This window comes from Streptomyces sp. NPDC079167 (assembly GCF_040686735.1).
In the GTDB taxonomy this organism is placed as follows: Bacteria; Actinomycetota; Actinomycetes; order Streptomycetales; family Streptomycetaceae; genus Streptomyces.
The window spans coordinates 287557-303681 of sequence record NZ_JBFBLO010000001.1; the positions used below are offsets into that span (position 1 = coordinate 287557).

The 16125-nt window shown below is 71.6% G+C and carries 16 protein-coding genes and 1 pseudogene; 11 read left to right on the top strand and 6 right to left on the bottom strand.

What is annotated here, in order from left to right; all coding sequences use genetic code 11:
* Nucleotide 1: 1 nt before the first annotated feature.
* Nucleotides 2-430 carry a peptidase inhibitor family I36 protein gene (locus AB0P41_RS01405; RefSeq protein WP_356707534.1) on the bottom strand — a complete coding sequence of 143 codons (429 nt, stop codon included), beginning with the start codon at nt 428-430 and terminating at the stop codon, nt 2-4.
* A gap of 265 nt (nt 431-695) precedes the next feature.
* Nucleotides 696-2306 (bottom strand): MFS transporter, encoded by a 1611-nt coding sequence (locus tag AB0P41_RS01410; protein ID WP_356707535.1) that lies wholly within the window; start codon nt 2304-2306, stop codon nt 696-698.
* A gap of 193 nt (nt 2307-2499) precedes the next feature.
* Here AB0P41_RS01410 and AB0P41_RS01415 point away from each other — a divergent pair, with 193 nt between their 5' ends.
* The 7 genes from AB0P41_RS01415 (at nt 2500) to AB0P41_RS01445 (ending at nt 10188) form a co-directional block, all read left to right on the top strand.
* The gene (locus AB0P41_RS01415; RefSeq protein WP_356707536.1) at nt 2500-3114 is read left to right on the top strand and encodes a TetR family transcriptional regulator; all 615 of its coding nucleotides are present in this window, start codon (nt 2500-2502) and stop codon (nt 3112-3114) included.
* Between the two features lie 234 nt (nt 3115-3348).
* Entirely contained in the window at nt 3349-4560 is a 1212-nt protein-coding gene (locus tag AB0P41_RS01420) for an alpha/beta hydrolase (protein ID WP_365929365.1), read from the top strand.
* Nucleotides 4561-4677: 117 nt separating this feature from the next.
* Nucleotides 4678-5598 (top strand): DUF4429 domain-containing protein, encoded by a 921-nt coding sequence (locus AB0P41_RS01425; RefSeq protein WP_356707538.1) that lies wholly within the window; start codon nt 4678-4680, stop codon nt 5596-5598.
* A gap of 107 nt (nt 5599-5705) precedes the next feature.
* On the top strand, nt 5706-7055 hold the full coding sequence (locus AB0P41_RS01430; RefSeq protein ID WP_365929368.1) for a sensor histidine kinase: 1350 nt from the start codon (nt 5706-5708) through the stop codon (nt 7053-7055).
* Nucleotides 7052-7732, top strand: a complete 681-nt coding sequence (locus AB0P41_RS01435) for a response regulator transcription factor (RefSeq protein WP_356707540.1) — start codon at nt 7052-7054, stop codon at nt 7730-7732. The genes AB0P41_RS01430 and AB0P41_RS01435 overlap by 4 nt, the downstream gene beginning before the upstream one ends.
* A 207-nt stretch (nt 7733-7939) precedes the next feature.
* Complete coding sequence (locus AB0P41_RS01440) at nt 7940-8983, top strand: alpha/beta hydrolase (protein ID WP_365929370.1); 1044 nt, start codon at nt 7940-7942, stop codon at nt 8981-8983.
* A complete protein-coding gene (locus AB0P41_RS01445; protein ID WP_356707542.1) occupies nt 8980-10188 on the top strand; it encodes an acyltransferase in 1209 nt (402 codons plus the stop codon). Before AB0P41_RS01440 ends, AB0P41_RS01445 begins: the two co-directional genes overlap by 4 nt.
* Before the next feature lie 24 nt (nt 10189-10212).
* On the opposite strand, the gene AB0P41_RS01450 is transcribed toward AB0P41_RS01445, so the two are convergent.
* The 3 genes from AB0P41_RS01450 to AB0P41_RS01460 form a co-directional block, all read right to left on the bottom strand.
* The gene (locus AB0P41_RS01450) at nt 10213-10989 is read right to left on the bottom strand and encodes a glyoxalase (protein WP_365929373.1); all 777 of its coding nucleotides are present in this window, start codon (nt 10987-10989) and stop codon (nt 10213-10215) included.
* A gap of 180 nt (nt 10990-11169) precedes the next feature.
* Nucleotides 11170-12189: an aldo/keto reductase gene (locus AB0P41_RS01455; protein ID WP_356707544.1), complete on the bottom strand. Its 1020-nt coding sequence runs from the start codon at nt 12187-12189 to the stop codon at nt 11170-11172.
* A gap of 4 nt (nt 12190-12193) precedes the next feature.
* A complete protein-coding gene (locus tag AB0P41_RS01460) occupies nt 12194-12655 on the bottom strand; it encodes a MerR family transcriptional regulator (protein ID WP_356707545.1) in 462 nt (153 codons plus the stop codon).
* An 87-nt stretch (nt 12656-12742) separates the two neighbouring features.
* Between AB0P41_RS01460 and AB0P41_RS01465 the strand changes: the two genes are divergently transcribed.
* Nucleotides 12743-13570, top strand: a complete 828-nt coding sequence (locus AB0P41_RS01465) for a serine hydrolase domain-containing protein (RefSeq protein ID WP_365929376.1) — start codon at nt 12743-12745, stop codon at nt 13568-13570.
* 2 nt (nt 13571-13572) lie between these two features.
* Here the strand turns inward: AB0P41_RS01465 and AB0P41_RS01470 are convergent.
* Nucleotides 13573-13947: pseudogene (locus AB0P41_RS01470) on the bottom strand (ATP-binding protein); the annotation flags it as partial.
* Between the two features lie 116 nt (nt 13948-14063).
* On the opposite strand from AB0P41_RS01470, the gene AB0P41_RS01475 reads away from it, so the two are divergent.
* From AB0P41_RS01475 to AB0P41_RS01485, 3 genes are read left to right on the top strand one after another with little or no spacing between them, the layout of a single operon-like run.
* Nucleotides 14064-14912: a helix-turn-helix transcriptional regulator gene (locus AB0P41_RS01475; protein ID WP_365929378.1), complete on the top strand. Its 849-nt coding sequence runs from the start codon at nt 14064-14066 to the stop codon at nt 14910-14912.
* Nucleotides 14872-15138, top strand: coding sequence for a DUF397 domain-containing protein (locus tag AB0P41_RS01480; RefSeq protein ID WP_365929380.1), 267 nt, complete (start codon nt 14872-14874; stop codon nt 15136-15138). Before AB0P41_RS01475 ends, AB0P41_RS01480 begins: the two co-directional genes overlap by 41 nt.
* Nucleotides 15139-15141: 3 nt before the next feature.
* On the top strand, nt 15142-15648 hold the full coding sequence (locus tag AB0P41_RS01485; protein WP_365929382.1) for an HAD domain-containing protein: 507 nt from the start codon (nt 15142-15144) through the stop codon (nt 15646-15648).
* Nucleotides 15649-16125 lie beyond the last annotated feature (477 nt).

Consider the following 16125-nt stretch of genomic DNA (forward strand, 5'->3'; position numbering starts at 1 on the left):
CTCAGCTCTCCCAGATCTTGAAGGCCCGGACCGCGTACGGCGACCGGGGTACCCAGGTGCCGCCGCCCGGGTACGTCTCGAACTCGCCGGTCTCCGCGCACTCGGCCGACTGGTAGGTGGTGACGGGCCGCCCGGTGCGGTTGACGAGCGCCTGGGCGTGGCCTCCGGACGGCAGGGGGACACAGCTCTCGATGTCCACGGTGGACAGCTCGTGGACCTGCCTGGTCCCGGTGAAGTCCGACTTCGCCCAGAGGCAGAGCTGTCCCGCGCCGCACGGCGCGAGCCCTGCCGGGGCGGACTGCGGGGCGCTGCGGGAGCGCTCCTGTCCGGCGGGCCCCTGGTGGGCGGCCGGCGCGGCGCCGGAGGACATGGCCGTTGCCGGGACGAGTGCGGTGGCCGCCAGGGCGGCGGCGAGGACGGTCTTGCGCATGATGGATCAACCCCCGTGGTCGAGTGCCGCGCCGGCCGAGGTGTGCCCGAGGGGGCGGACCTCTGCCGACGCGGCGCCGGCGAACCGGGCGGCTCGCCATGCCCGCACTCTGACCTGCGGAAGGACGGACCGGGAAGGGGTCGGGCGGCGGACCACCCTGATAGGCGACAGCCCCGCCGGAACCGTCCGGCGGGGCTGTCGGGTGCGCTGTGTTGACGCCCGGTGCCCAGGCGTCACCCGGGGCGGGCCGGGGTTCCGCGACGGGTCAGATGTGGCCCGCGCCCACTCCGGCCTCGGCGTTCTCGCCCCGCTTGGTGAGCATGGCGACCAGGGCGGCCACCACCGCGACGATGCCGGCGACCATGAAGGCCGAGCTCATGCCCGACACGAACGTGTCATGGGCGACGTCCGTGATCTTCGCCGCCACCTCCGGCGGGGTGCCGGGCGCGACCGGCGGCATACCGACCTTGATGGCCGCGGACGCCTGGTCCAGCTGCGCCGGGTCGGCCGGCGGGAGTTCCGCGGCCTTCCAGTTGTCGCCGAGCTTCGCGTCGACCTGGGCGGCCATGACGGCGCCCAGGACGGCCGTACCCAGGCTTCCGCCGACCTGCATGCCGGCCTGCTGGAGCCCGCCCGCGACACCGGAGAGCTCCATCGGGGCGTTGCCCACGATGACCTCGGTGGCGCCGACCATGACCGGCGCGAGACCGAATCCGAGCAGCGCGAACCAGAGCGACATGGTCAGCGTGCCGGTGCCGATGCTCAGCTGGGACATCCCGAACATGGCGACCGCGACGGACACCATGCCGCCGACCAGCGGCACACGCGGGCCGAACCTGGTGATCGCGGCGCCGGCGAGCGGTGAGCCGACGATCATCATTCCGGTCAGCGGCAGCAGGTGCAGACCGCTGTCGACGGGGCTCATGCCATGGACGTTCTGCAGGTAGAAGGTGACGAAGAACAGGCCGCCCATGAATGCGAAGGCCATCAGCACCATCAGGACCACACCGGCCGACAGCGGCACGGAGCGGAACATGGCCAGCGGGATCAGCGGCTCCCTGACCTTCGTCTGGGCGAACGCGAACGCGGCGAACAGGACGACGGCGGCGACGAGGAAGCCGACGGTCTTCGGGTCGCCCCAGCCCCACTCGGAGCCCTTGATCAGCGACCAGATCAGGCAGAACATCGCCAGCGACAGCAGCACGATGCCGCCGATGTCGAAGGACCTGGGCGCGTTCTCGGCGCGGTGGTCCTTGAGGATCACCAGACCGAAGACGAGCGCGAGCACACCGACCGGCACGTTGATGAAGAAGACGGACTGCCAGTTGACGTGCTCCACGAGCACACCGCCGAGGATGGGGCCGCCCGCGGTCGAGGCGCCGATCACCATGCCCCAGATGCCGATCGCCATGTTCAGCTTCTCGGCGGGGAAGGTGGCGCGCAGCAGGCCGAGCGCCGCCGGCATCAGCAGTGCGCCGAAGAGACCCTGGAGCACCCGGAAGACGATCACCAGGGTCACGCCCTGGGAGAGGCCGATGGCCGCCGACGCGGCGGCGAAGCCCGCGATGCCGATGAGGAACGTCTGCCGGTGGCCGAAGCGGTCACCGAGCTTGCCCGCGGTGATCAGCGAGACCGCGAGGGCGAGCATGTAGCCGTTGGTGATCCACTGGACGTCGGCGAGCGAGGCGCCGAGGTCCTGCTGGATGGCGGGGTTGGCGATCGCGACGATCGTGCCGTCGAGCGCCACCATCATCACGCCGATGGCGACGGCGAACAGCGTCAGCCACGGGTGGCCGCGCAGCCCTTTCACCGGTGCGGGGACAAGGGCGTCTTCAGGCTCCCGCGGCGCCTTGTCGACAGTGGTCTGACTAGTCATACGCAGGACGTTATGTCAGCTACTGACAGTTGACCAACCAATTCACGAGACGGTAACTGTCATGTAGCTCACAGGTAGGCTGAGCAGGTAAAAGCAGGGAAAAGAGGTCCGGCACGTGACACGCAGGCAGACTTCCGGGGTTCCCGTGCCGGGGGCTCCGACCGGGGTTCCCGTGCCGGGGGCTCCGACGGGATTGCGCGAACGCAGGAAGCGGCGCACCCGCGAGGCCCTGCTGCACACCGCCCTCAGGCTCTTCACCGCACAGGGCTACGACCGGACGACGGTCGACGAGATCGCCGGCGCCGTCGACGTCTCGCAGCGCACCTTCTTCCGTTACTTCGCCAACAAGGAGGCCGTCGCCTTCGCCGTCCAGGAGGCAGTGGACGCGCGCTTCCTCGCGGAGCTGCGTCAACGTCCCGCCGCCGAGTCCCCTTTCGAGGCAATGCGGCGAGCGGCCCTGGACGCCTGGGTAGCCATCGCCGAGGCCGATGACGACGTCACGGTCGAACTCCAGATGCGTGCCTACCGGGTGATCGAGTCGACCCCCGTCCTGCACGCCGCCCACATGCGCCGCCACATCGGCCTGGAGCAGCAGACCGCCCTGCTGATCGCGGAGCGTGAGGGTGTCGACCCGGAGGCGGATCCGCGCCCGCGGGTGGCCGTCGCCGCGTTCTCCGGGGTGATGCGGATGACCGGACAGCTGTGGGGCCGCCGGAGGGACGCCGGGGTGGAGGTGCTGCGGGAGCTGACCGAACTCCACCTGGACCAGCTCGGACCTGCTCTCTCCGGGAACTGGCGCGCCGCGTAAGCACGCTTACGCGAACCGCACAACTGTGCCGCACCCCTCACCGCTCCCGCATGGCCGAAGTCACAAGGTCCCCGCCCCGCGGGCCGATTCGCGTACGCGACGGGCTTCAGCGGCGTCGGATCGTGGGTCCGGTGCTCACGGAGCGTAAGAGACGGACGGTCAATTCCCCGCGGTCGAGTGATCCGTGTCACCCCTGCGACGACGTCACACGCGCGTCTCCTAGGGTGGGGCGCAGTGACTTCCTTCGACTCCTCCCCCACTCTCACCGCGTGGCGCGCTCTGCTCGCCGTCGCGGTCGTGTTCGTGATGCTGGCGACCACCGGCTGGACCGCCGTGCGTCATCAGCACTCGTCAGCGCCGCGCGAGACGGCGCTCGCGTCCTGGGCGAAGGACCGCATAGCGGGTCACGCCCTCCCGGACGTGAGTGCTCCGGCCTACCGGCTGGCGCACTTCTTCGCGACGCTCACGGCGGGCCAGCAGGTCGCCCTGGCCGACAAGTACCCGCTGGTGGTGGGAAATCTCGACGGCGCCCCGGTCACCCTGCGCTACCGGGCCAACCGGCACGCACTGGCGCAGGCGGAATCGGCCGAGGAAGAGCGGGCACAGGACACACGTCTCTCACCGGACGGGCGCCATCAGTCCGCGCTCCGGCTCGAACGTTTCCGGTCCATGCTCTCCGGTGACCGGCAGTTCCTCGCCTTCGACCCGTCGGGCCGCGGCAGGGCGGCCGAGGTCCTCGGCGATCTCGACCGGGCCGAGCGGATCTCCGTCGTCGTCCCGGGGGTCGACACGAATCTCCTGACGCTGGAGCGCACCGGCGTCAAGAAGAACGCGGCGCCCGTCGGCATGGCGCAGTCGCTGTACGCCGCGGAGCGCTCGGCGCGTCCCGGTTCGCGTACGGCGGTCATCGCGTGGGCCGACTACACGGCGCCCGTGGGGATCGGCATGGACTCCGCGCTGGGCGGGCTCGCGACGGAGGGGGCCGAGCGGCTGAACGGCCTCCTGGACGCGTTGCCCGGCGCGTCGGACGTCTCGCTGTTCTGCCACAGCTACGGCTCCGTGCTGTGCGGCGTGGCGGCGGACGAGCTGCCGTCCAGGGTGTCCGACATCGCGGTGGCCGGCAGCCCCGGGATGCGGGCGGACAACGCCGAGGCCCTGCACACGGAGGCGAGGGTCTGGGCGATGCGGGACAGCGACGACTGGATCGCGGATGTGCCGAACATGGCGTTCGGCGGGCTCGGACACGGCGCCGACCCGGTCGATCCCGCCTTCGGAGCGCGGATCGTGTCGGCGAACGGCGCGATCGGGCACAGCGGCTATTTCGAGCCGGGCACGGAGAGTCTCGACAACTTCGCCGCGATCGGCGTCGGGGCCTACGATTCGGTCAGCTGTGCGAGCACTGACGGAGCGTGCCACCGGGAGATTTCCGGCGATTCAGAGGCCTGACGCGCGTAGAAAGACGTCTGACGCGCGTAGAGAACGGCGAACGGCCTGTCTGCCTGGGCGCGATTCTGCCTGTACCGAAGGGGGACGTGCGGGCCTGTGCCACATACGATGAGGCACATGGGTGATGTGCTGGCCGGAATTCATGCCACCTGGGAGTTCGACACCGACTCCGTGCTCATCCGCTTCGAACGGGGGATCCGCGCGCCGAAGCTCTTCCAGAGCCTGCGTGAACGCCGCATTCCGTACGCGGCGTTGTCTTCGGTGACGCTGACCCCCGGCAAGCGGGGCACGGTGGTCCTGCGCGCGGTGCCGAGACCAGGTGCCGATCCGCTGCTCGCGGCCGCGGCCGGGCAGCTCAAGGAGGGGAACGACCCCTACCGCCTGGTGCTGCCCGCCGAACGCGAGACGATCGCCGAGTACTACGCCGACGAGCTGCGCGCCCTGCTCGGATCCGAGGCGGCCCTGCCGGCCGAACGCTTCATGGTGACGGCACCCGAGGCGCCCATGCACTTCAAGGCGTACGACGGCCGGGCCGGCTTCGACGGCTCCCTGGTCTCCTTCCGGTGGTTCTGGACGGGGGCGTCGAGCGCCAAGTGGAAGGCGGGCGACCAGACGTTCCCCGTCGCGGAGCTGGGCGGGATCGAGTGGCGTTCGCCCGAGGCCTTCGAGGGGTATCTCCGGCTGCTGCCACGCGGCACTGCGGCGGACTCCGACGCGGACGGCCCCGGACCGGACCCGGTGCCCGGCGGGCAGACGCCCGTCCGCGCCCAGCCGGACCAGGACCCCGCCGCCGTGGTGTTCGGTCTGGGCTACGGGCCGGTGCACGAGTCGCTGCCCTTCGCGGCGGCGGTCCTGGAGTCCGTCCGCCGGACCCAGTCGGTGCCGGTCGCGACCGCGCCGGTCCCGGTGGGCGGCGCGCGGCGCGACCCCGCGGACATCGCGGAACGGATACGCCACCTCGGGGACCTGCACCAGGCGGGCCTGGTCACGGACGCGGAGTACAGCGCGAAGAAGGCGGAACTCCTCGCGGAGCTGTGAGACGGGCCGCCGGTCCCGTCCCCTACCCGGGTACGGGACCGGCGGCCCGCGGTCCACCCTCCGGTATGACGCCGCCCGGCACACTCCGCGCCTACTCTGACCCGATCATGCCCCCATCTCCCACCGGGCCCCCGCCCGCCGACGGTCTGCTGAGCGCCGCCCGCCGCAATCTGCGCGAGCTCGCCCACGGGCTGTCCCACGCGTCCCACCCGCCGACCCCCCTGTTCGCCGACTCCCCCAGGCGTTGGCTGCGGCTGCTGCCGTACGCGGTCGTGCTCGCCCTCACCGCCGCCCTCGTCCCCGTCACGATCAACGTGCTGACCAGCGACTACGGGGTAGGCGGCGGAGTCGCCGGCGCCCTGGCCGTCGGTCAGGCCGCGCCTCTGCTGATGCTGGCGCACCGGCCGCTGCAGGCCTGGTGGATCGTCTTCGCCGCCGACGTGGTGGGCGCCCTGGTGCTGCTGGCGCGGCCGGACCAGCAGGGCACCATCTGGCCGTGGACCCCGCCGGCCATCGTCGGCTACCTCTTCGTCCTGCTCTTCCTGGGACTGCGCGAGAGCCGGCGCACCTCCATCGGCGTCTGGCTGATGACGGGCGCGGCCGGGCTCCTGCTGCATCTGGTGGCGCCCGCGCGCAGCGACGGCGGCGCCCTCCTGCTGTTCATCCTCGGCGGGGTGGTGCTGGTGATCGGGGCGGCGGTACGCGAGCGGAGCGAGGCCCAGCGCCGGCTCGTCGAGCAGGAGACGATCAGCGAGGCCGAGCGGGCGCAGCGCACGCTGCTGGAGGAGCGCACCCGGATCGCCCGGGAGCTCCATGACGTGGTCGCGCACCACATGTCGGTGATCACGGTGCAGGCCGACTCGGCGCCGTACCGGGTCGGCGGGCTCTCCGAGGAGGCGCGGGCGGAGTTCGCCTCGATCGCGGCCGGGGCCCGGGAGTCGCTGGCCGAGATGCGCCGGCTGCTGTCGGTCCTGCGCAGCGACGGCAGCCGGGGCGAGCTCGCCCCGCAGCCCGGACTCGACCGGGTGCAGCAACTGGTGGAGGCGACCGTACGGGCGGGGCTCCCGGCCGAGCTGTCCATGGCGGCGGACGTGCGGGAGGCGGTGGAGCGGGGCGGGGTTCCGCAGACGGTGGACCTGTCGGCGTACCGCATCGTGCAGGAGGCGCTGGCCAATGTGGTGCGGCACGCGCCGGGTGCGCGGACCCGGGTGTCGGTCACGGCGCGCGACGGCCATCTGACGGTGCTGGTCGTGAACGAGGAGGGGCGGAAGCCGGGTTCGCCGCTGGAGACGTCGGGGACGGGGCACGGGCTGGTCGGTATGCGGGAACGCGTACGGTTGACCGGCGGCACACTCGACACCGGTCCCCTGCCGGACGGGGGCTTCCGGGTGGCCGCACGGCTCCCGCTGCCACCGCATCGGCCGCCCTCTGCATCCGTGACTCCGGAGGAATCGTGACCATCCGCGTGATCATCGTCGACGACCAGGCCATGGTGCGGGCCGGGTTCGCCGCGCTGCTGGCGGCGCAGAGCGATATCGACGTGGTGGGCGAGGCCCCGGACGGGCGCCAGGGCGTCCAGGTCAGCAGGTCGGTACACCCGGACGTCGTCCTGATGGACGTCAGGATGCCGGAGATGGACGGACTGGCCGCCGCCCGCGAGCTGCTGAGCCCGCCGATGGGGGTGGTGCACCGGCCGAAGGTCCTGATGCTCACCACCTTCGACGTCGACGACTACGTGTACGAGGCGCTGCGCGCCGGTGCGTCCGGGTTCCTCCTGAAGGACGCCCCGCCGGCGGACCTGATCTCGGCGGTGCGGGTCGTGGCCGCGGGGGACGCGCTTCTCGCGCCGTCCGTGACGCGGCGGCTCATCGCGGACTTCGCACGTCAGCGCCCGGCACCGCCGTCCGGCGGTCCGGCGCTGCGGCTGAACGGCCTGACGCCGCGTGAGACGGAGGTCCTGGAGCTGATCGCCCGGGGCCTGTCGAACCAGGAGATCGCGGCGCGGCTGGTGCTGGCCGAGCAGACGGTGAAGACGCACATCGGCAAGGTGCTGGCGAAGCTCGGCCTCCGGGACCGGGCGCAGGCCGTGATCTTCGCGTACGAGTCGGGGCTGGTGGCTCCGGGCGAGGGGTAGCGGCCACGCCCTGCCCTGCGCCAGGCAGGGCGTGGCCGCTCCCACCCGCTGACCCCCTGCCCGACGTGGGGCTTTCCCCCCGTACGCCCCCTACCCCGGTAGCACCGGACAGTTGGCTCCCCGGTGTGACGCCCTGTCACCCACCGCCTTCCTACCTTCCTCTCCGGCACACCGCACGGTGTGCCGGAACCGGAAGGGGAGGGCACGATGCGCCGATTCGCGAGGACGCTGGCCGCGGTCGCACTGGCGACCACCGTGGTGGCGGGGACGGCCGGCTGGGCGTCCGGGAACACCCAGCGGGCGGTGACGGGGCCGCCGCCCGGCAGCGCCTCGTGGCGTGCCGACGACGTGCTGGGCCGGGAGCTGCCGGACCCGGGCCGCGCGACTCCCGGGCAGGTGCGGGCGTTCTTCCGTGGGTTGAGCGCGGCCGAGCAGCAGGTGCTGCTGGAGCGGCATCCCTCGGTCGTCGGCAATCTGGACGGGGCGCCGCTGGAGCTCCGCTACCGCGCCAACGCCCTTGCCCTGCGCGCCTCCGACGACGACCGGTACGCCGGGCTCGCCGCGTCCGGCCGGCAGATCCTCGCCTTCGACCCCCGCGGTCGCGGCCAGGTCGCCGAGGTGTTCGGGAATTTGCGGTCCGCACGGCATGTGTCCGTCGTGGTGCCCGGGTCGGACATCGACGCGGGGACCTTCGACCGGCGCGGCGACGTGTACGGCACCCCGGCGGGCATGGCCAAGTCCCTTTACGCCGGGACGGGCCGGGGCAGTGCCGTGATCGCCTGGGCCGGTTACACGACCCCGGTCGGCGTCGGCCTGGACGCCGCGACGGGCGGCCTGGCCGAGGCGGGGGCGGAGCGGCTGACCCGGTTCACGGCGGGTCTCGCGGCCGACGGTCTGCCCGCGCCCGTCGTGTTCTGCCACAGCTACGGCTCGGTGGTGTGCGGGCTGGCGGCCTCCGGGCTCGGCGCCACGGACCTGGTGGTGCTGGGCTCCCCCGGGATGCGCGCGGACGACGTGGCCGGTCTGCACACCACCGCCGAGGTGTGGGCGGCCAAGGACGACACCGACTGGATCGACGACGTACCGCATGTCCGGGTGGCGGGTCTCGGCCACGGCGCCGACCCGGCCGACGAGGAGTTCGGTGCACGACGGGTGCCCGCGGAGGACGCCGAGGGCCACACCGGTTACTTCGCCCCCGGCACGGACTCGCTCGCCGCCTTCACCGCCATCGCCGAGGGGGTCTCCCGATGAGCGCCCGGCAGCTGGTCTCCCGGATCGACGCGAGCACCCCCGCCCACCGCGACCGCGCGGTCGACGGGCTGCGCGCCCTGGCACTGATGGCCGTACCGGCCGGTCACTGGCTGCTCGGCGGGTTCGGCCTGGACAGCGAGGGCGGCCTGCACAACGCCAGCCCGCTCTCCACGTTCGCCGTGTTCTCCCCGGTGAGCTGGGTGCTCCAGATGCTCGGCGTGTTCTTCCTGGTCGGTGGCTACGCCTCCGTCCTCTCCTACCACCGCCGTCCGTCCACCACCGGCGCGTGGCTGCGCGGCCGGATGGTCCGGCTGGGCAGGCCCGTGCTCGGTGTGACCGCCGTGTGGGCTCTGATGATCCCGGTGCTGTACGCCGCCGGCGTCCCCGAGGACACCTTGCGTACGGGGGCGAAGCTGGTGATCCAGCCGCTCTGGTTCGTCGGGGTGTACGCCGTGGTCACGGCGTTGACGCCGTACTGCGTACGAATGGCCCGACGGCTCGGCGGCTGGGCGGCCGCCCCGTTGATCGGCTCGGTCGCCGCGGTCGACTTCCTGCGCTACGGGCCGTACGCGGACGCCGTGCCGTCCTGGCTGAGTCTGCTGAACATCCTGCCCGGCTGGCTCTTCGCGTATCAGCTCGGCGTCTCCTGGGGCGAGGGCCGGCTCTCCCGGCGGGGCGCCCGGCTCCTGCTCGTCGGCGGCACCGCCCTGTTCGCCGTGCTGCTGCTCGCCTTCCACTACCCGGCCTCGATGGTCGGCGTACCCGGCGAGGCCCGGACCAATTCGCATCCGCCGTCGCTGCTGGTCCTCGCGCTGGCCTCGGCGCAGAGCGGTGCGGCGGTCCTGCTGCACGGCCGGATCGGCCGGGCGCTGCGCCGCCCCGCATTGTGGGCGCCCGTGGTGATCATCAACCTGTCGGCGATGACGATCCTGTGCTGGCACCAGACGGCGATGCTGGCCGCCGCCGTCCCGGCCTCCTTCGCCGGCGCCGTGCCCGGGCTGACCACGGACCCGGACTCGATCGGCTGGATCCTGGCCCGGCTGGCGTGGATACCCCTGTTCGCGGCCCTGCTCGTCGGGATCTCCCGGTACGCCCGCAGGTTCGAGGCGCCCTGGCAGACCACCGGCCGGACCGCGACCGCCCGCCGGGCAGCGGCCGGGCTGCTCGCGGCAGGCTTCGCGGTCTTCGCGCTCCGGCTGGCGTGAGGACGCCGGACCGCCGGCCGCCGTTCAGTCGGCAGAGGTGTCGAGGGTGGCCGGCTCCCCCGTCAGCCACTCCTCCAGGCGTTCGGCGTTGCGCAGTTCGCCCTCGACCTGCCGCCGTTCCGCCTCGGTGAGCCGGATCGTCCCCAGCTCCCGGAGCCACTCCTCGGTCTCGCCCGGCTCGTCCAGGGCGGTCGCGAGCTCCACGAGGACCGCCAGGGCCAGCGCCCGCTCGACGTCCCGCGCCTGTGGTCCGTGCCTGCGGAGCCCCGACCTGACCGCCCGGAAGGCGGCACGGTCGTCGTTCTTGAACTCGCGGAGGATCCGGGCGTTGTCAAGGGTCTTCGCGAGCCCCTGCAGCTTCCGTGAACCGCCGTACTCCAGCTCCGCAGGTTCGTCTCGCTGGATGAAGATCAGGGAGTTGCCGGACGGGTCGACGAGCGTGAAGCGGCTCTGCCCCGGGCGGAAGCGCGTGATCCGAGGACGCCCGGAGACCGGCACCTTGCCGTAGGCGGCACGCAGGCCCCGGGTGAAGGCGGCGTGGTACGGCGCGACGGCGTCGACGAGGACCAGGCAGCCCCCGCCGTCCTGCCGGTCCGGATCGTAGCCCTTCGGCGGCCTGCCGAAGTGCACATCGATCCCGCCCCGGCGCAGGGCGAGATAGAGGTACGGCTTCGTCTGCCGGTAGGTGACCTCGAAACCGAGGGCCTGGTAGAAGTCCAGCGTCTCCTGCACCGCCGAGCACGGCAGCAGGGGCACGGTCGTCTCGTTCGCGTACGTCGTCTCGGGCACGGTGTCCGGCACGGTTCCCCCACGGCTCTCGGGCTCGCCTCGGCACCCGGCCTCCTGCGCGCGGCAGCAGGCCGGGACCTCGAACGTACGCGTCGACGCCCAACTAATCAAACTTAACTAGTGGGAGACGACCCCCGCGGGGAACACCGGCAGGCGCCCCGGCGTGGTGTCTGCCGGGGCGCCCGATACCGCCTACTCCCGTGCGGTGGCGGTGTTGCTCATGTCCGGGTAGCGGTCCCCGGCGACCTGCCCCGCGATGGGCTCCAGCTGCTCCAGCTCCTGCTCGGTCAGCGTGAGCCGGGTCGCCGCCACGTTCTCCAGCAGGCGGCTGCGCTTACGCGTACCGGGGATCGGGACCACGGTCAGCTCGTGCACCTGCGCGCGCTGCTGGACCCAGGCCAGGGCGACCTGCGCGGCCGTCACACCGTGCGCCGCAGCGATCTTGTGCACCGGCTCCAGCAGCGCGGCGTTGGTCTTCGCGTTCTCCCCGGTGAAGCGCGGCTGGTGCTTACGGAAGTCGTCCTCCCCCAGGTCCTTGGACGCGTCCGCGAACGCCCCGGTCAGGAAGCCGCGGCCGAGCGGCGAGTACGGCACGAGGGCCACCCCGAGCTCGACGGCCGCGGGCACGGCACTGCGCTCCACGTCCCGGCTGAAGAGCGACCACTCGGACTGGAGGGCCGCGATCGGATGCACGGCATGCGCCTCGCGGAGCTCGTCCCCGGTCACCTCGCTCAGCCCGAGCTGCTTGACCTTGCCCTGCTGGACGAGCTCGGCCATCGCGCCCACCGATTCGGCGAGCGGGACGAGCGGGTCGCGGCGGTGCATGTAGTACAGGTCGATGACCTCGGTGCCCAGCCGGCGCAGACTGGCCTCCACGGCCTGGCGGATGTACGCCGGCTCGTTGCGCACACCCCGGTAGTGCGGGTCGTCGTCCCTCCGCTCGATGGCGAACTTGGTCGCCAGCGTGATCTCGTCGCGGTGCGCGCCGACGAACGGCGCGAGGAACGTCTCGTTCGCACCGCTCCCGTAGATGTCCGCGGTGTCGAAGAGGGTGACGCCGACCTCCAGCGCAGCCTCCAGGGTGTCCCGGGCGCCCGCCTCGTCAGTGGCCCCGTAGAACTCGCTGATCCCCATGCAGCCGAGCCCCTGCACACCGACCTGCGGGCCCCCGTCGGCAAGCTGTACGGTCGCGATCTTTCCGGTCTCACTCATGTCGTCAGGCCCTTTCCGCTTCCGACGCCGCGCGGGCGCCACCGTAGAAGTCGATCTTGAAGTCGAGCACGGCGAGCGTCCCCTGGAGTTCCGCGATCCGCGTCTTCACGTCGCGCCGGGTCGCTTCCAGCAACTCCTGCCGCTCGGCGAAGGTGTGGTCGCCCTCCCTGAGCAGTTCGGCGTACCGGACCATGTCGGCGACCGGCATCCCGGTCAGCCTCAGCTTGCCGACGAAGGTCAGCCAGTCCAGGTCGCGGTTGCTGAAGCGGCGCTGGCCCGTGTGGGAGCGGTCGACGTGCGGCATCAGCCCGATCCGCTCGTACCAGCGCAACGTGTGGGCGGTGAGCCCGCAGAAGGCGACGACCTCGCTGATGGTGTAGTGGTCCTGCCCATCGGGGCGTGGATGCGCCTTCGGGGCGGAAGCGAGGGTGCCCGGCCGTACGGAACTGCTCTCCATCACCGTCATGACCTCCACGCTAGAACGTTGGAGTGCACTCCAAGCAAGCGTCATCGGGTCGCGATCCCGGATTCGGCTCCCGTTAGGCTCATACGCATGCAGAGCCTGGCGATGATCGAGAACTGGCCCGTCCCCACCGCGGCAGCCGCCGTCGTCACCTCGGACGGCACGCTCCTGGGTACCCATGGTCCCACTGCGCACCGCTTCCCGCTGGCCTCGGTGACCAAGCCGCTGGCGGCCTACGCGGCGCTGGTGGCCTACGAGGAGGGCGCCGTCGAGCTCGACGAACCGGCCGGCCCCGAGGGCTCGACCGTCCGCCACCTCCTCGCGCACACCAGCGGCCTCGCCTTCGACGAGCACCGGGTCACCGCACCTCCCGGCACCCGCAGGCTGTACTCCAACGCCGGCTTCGAGGTGCTCGGCGACCACATCGCGAAGGCCACGGACATCCCGTTCGCCGAGTACGCCCGCCAGGCGGTCCTGGAACCCCTGGGCATGACGTCGACAACCCTGGAGGGCTCCCCGGCCAAGGACGGCGTCTCGACCCTGGACGACCTCGTGCGCTTCGCGGCGGAGGTGCAGGCCCCGCGCCTCCTCGACCCGCGTACGGTCCTGGAGGCGCAGACCGTCGTACACCCCGGCCTCAAGGGCGTGCTCCCCGGTTACGGTCACCAGAACCCCAACGACTGGGGGCTCGGCTTCGAGATCCGCGACTCCAAGTCGCCGCACTGGACCGGGCTTTCCTCCTCCCCCGCCACCTTCGGCCACTTCGGCCAGTCCGGCACGTTCCTCTGGATCGACCCGGCGGCGGGCGCGGCCTGCGTCGCACTGACGGACCGGGCCTTCGGACCGTGGGCGGCCGAGGTCTGGACGCCGTTCACCGATGCGGTGCTCGCGGAGCTCGCCGTCTCCGCCCCCCGCTGAGCGCACTCGAACCACACCGTCTTCCCGCACCCGTCGCGGCGCTCCTCCACGCCCCACTTGTCGGCGACGGCATCCACCAGGAGCAGCCCCCGCCCGCCCTCGTCGAGCAGCTCCCCGGCGACGGCGCGGGGCAGCCGGGGGCACGCGTCGGCGACCTCGACGCGCAGGACCCCGTCGGGGAGCAGGAAGATGAAGACCTGGCAGCGACGGCCGGGAACGTGCCGTACGACGTTGGCGATCAGCTCGGTGAGCGCGAGCTCCGCCGCGTCCGCCACGTCGAGCAGGGCCCAGCGGGCGAGGTAGAGCCGCAGGATGCGGCGGAGATGACGGGCCGAGTGCGCGCCCATCGCGAGATCGGCACGGTAGACCGCTTCCATGTCACCGGTCCGGGTGCCGGATACGTGATTCATGTCACCAGGATGCAGTGTCGTGATTACTCTCGGCTACGAAATCAACCGAACGCCGCCAGGCGTTGGAGCGAGAGGCATCCTCCATGGCTCACGTGCAGTCCCTCGACCCGAGCGCTTCCCCGTTGGACTTCTACGGCTGGGAGCTGCGCCGCCGACGGGAGGCCGCCGGTCTCAAGCAGGGCCAGCTCGGCGAGATCATCTTCTGTACGGGCTCGCTGATCGGCCAGATCGAGACGACGAAGAAGATCCCGACCCGCGACTTCTCGGAACGCCTGGACGCGGCGCTGGGCACGGACGGAGTCTTCTCACGGCTGATCGGGCTGGTCCTGCGGAGCCAACTGCCGACGTGGTTCCAGCCGTACGCGGAGATGGAGGCGCGGGCGACGTACATCTCCACGTATCAGGCCCAGTTGGTGTACGGGCTGCTGCAGACGGAGGAGTACGCGCGGGCGGTCCTGGCCACCGGCATGCCCTACGACCTGGAGGGCCTGGTCGCGGCCCGGATGGAACGCCAGCGGATCCTGGAGCGGGAACAGCCGCCGCTGGCCTGGGCGATCCTGGACGAGGCGGTGCTGCACCGGCCGATCGGCGGGACCGAGGTCATGCGGGGCCAACTCGCCCGCTTGTTGGAGTTCACGAGGCACCGGTGGATGCGGGTCCAGGTGTTGCCGTTCTCAGCCGGTGAACACTCAAGCCTGGCAGGGTCGTTCAATGCCCTGCGCTTTAACGATGACCCGGACATCATCTACACGGAGGACCTCATCTCGGGCCACATGACCGCCAACCCCGAGACCATCAGAGAGGCCATGCGCCGTTACGCTCACTTGCAGGCCGCGGCCCTCTCCATCGAGGACTCGGCGGCATTGATCGCCCGTGTGATGGAGGAGCGTTATGGCAACCGACCCGAACCTGAAGAGCACGCCGTGGCGTAAGTCCAGCTACAGCGGCAGCACCGGTGGCGACTGCGTCGAGTGCACCACCACCGGCGGCGCCGCCTGGCGGAAGTCCTCGTACAGCGGGAACACCGGCGGTGATTGCGTGGAGGTCGCCGACGGCTGCTCCGCCTCCGTCCCCGTCCGCGACAGCAAGAGCCCCGCCGGCCCCGTGATCGTCATGAGCACAGCCGCCTGGCAGACCTTCGTGGACGGGCTTCGCTGACGCGTGACCGGTGCACCGCTGCCCGTCCTCTTCCTCGATGTCGACGGCCCGCTGATCCCCTTCGGCGCCTCACGTGAACAACTCCCGGACGGTTACCCGACCTTCGGGAAGGCGGGACCGAATCCGCTGATCGCCAGGATCGATCCTGCCCACGGACGCCGTCTGGCGGCGCTGCCGTGCGAGCTGGTGTGGGCCACGACGTGGATGTCCGACGCGAACGAGTGCGTCGCGCCGTGGCTCGGTCTGCCCGAACTCCCCGTGGTGACCTGGCCGGAGCCGTCCGACGAGGGCGGAACGCCCGGGCTCCACTGGAAGACTCCGGCCCTGGTCCGGTGGGCCGCCGGGCGCCCGTTCGCATGGGTCGACGACGAAATCACGGAGGCCGACCGCGCCTGGGTGGAAGCACACCACCCCGGACGGGCACTCCTCCACCGCGTCGAGGCCTGGCGCGGTCTCACCGACGCGGACTTCGCCGTCCTGGACGCATGGCTGAGGTCCGGGCTCGGATAGGTTCGGCCGCTATGCGATCACACTGTTACGACATGGACTTCCGGGACCGGGCCGGGAAGACCCGCACCTGAGGCCCGGCCCTCCTCTGGAACTGGTGCGCCATGCTGATGCTGCCGTACGACGCCGACACGGGCGAGGACGGCAACTACCGCGCAAGGGAACGCAACGGCCGGGTAAGTGGCCGTGCTCGGGAGCTCCGTACCGGTCTCGGTCGTCGGCGGATCAATCCTGGCGCAGGAGTTCGTGGATGACCTGGTCAGTCCCGTCGTCCCGCCGCGCGAGCGACCCCTCAGCGCGGCCACGGGGAAATTCGAGTGTTCGTTCCGCAGCGGGGCGGGTTCGACCTGGCTACGCCCGGCAGCCGGCCCCCCGGTCATGTCCGGTGCAAGGTGGAGCTTTTCTCACGGATCGAGTGGCCAGGCGGGTTCTGAGCACGTTGCGGACGGCGACGTCGGGGCCGCCCAAGCAGATATCTTC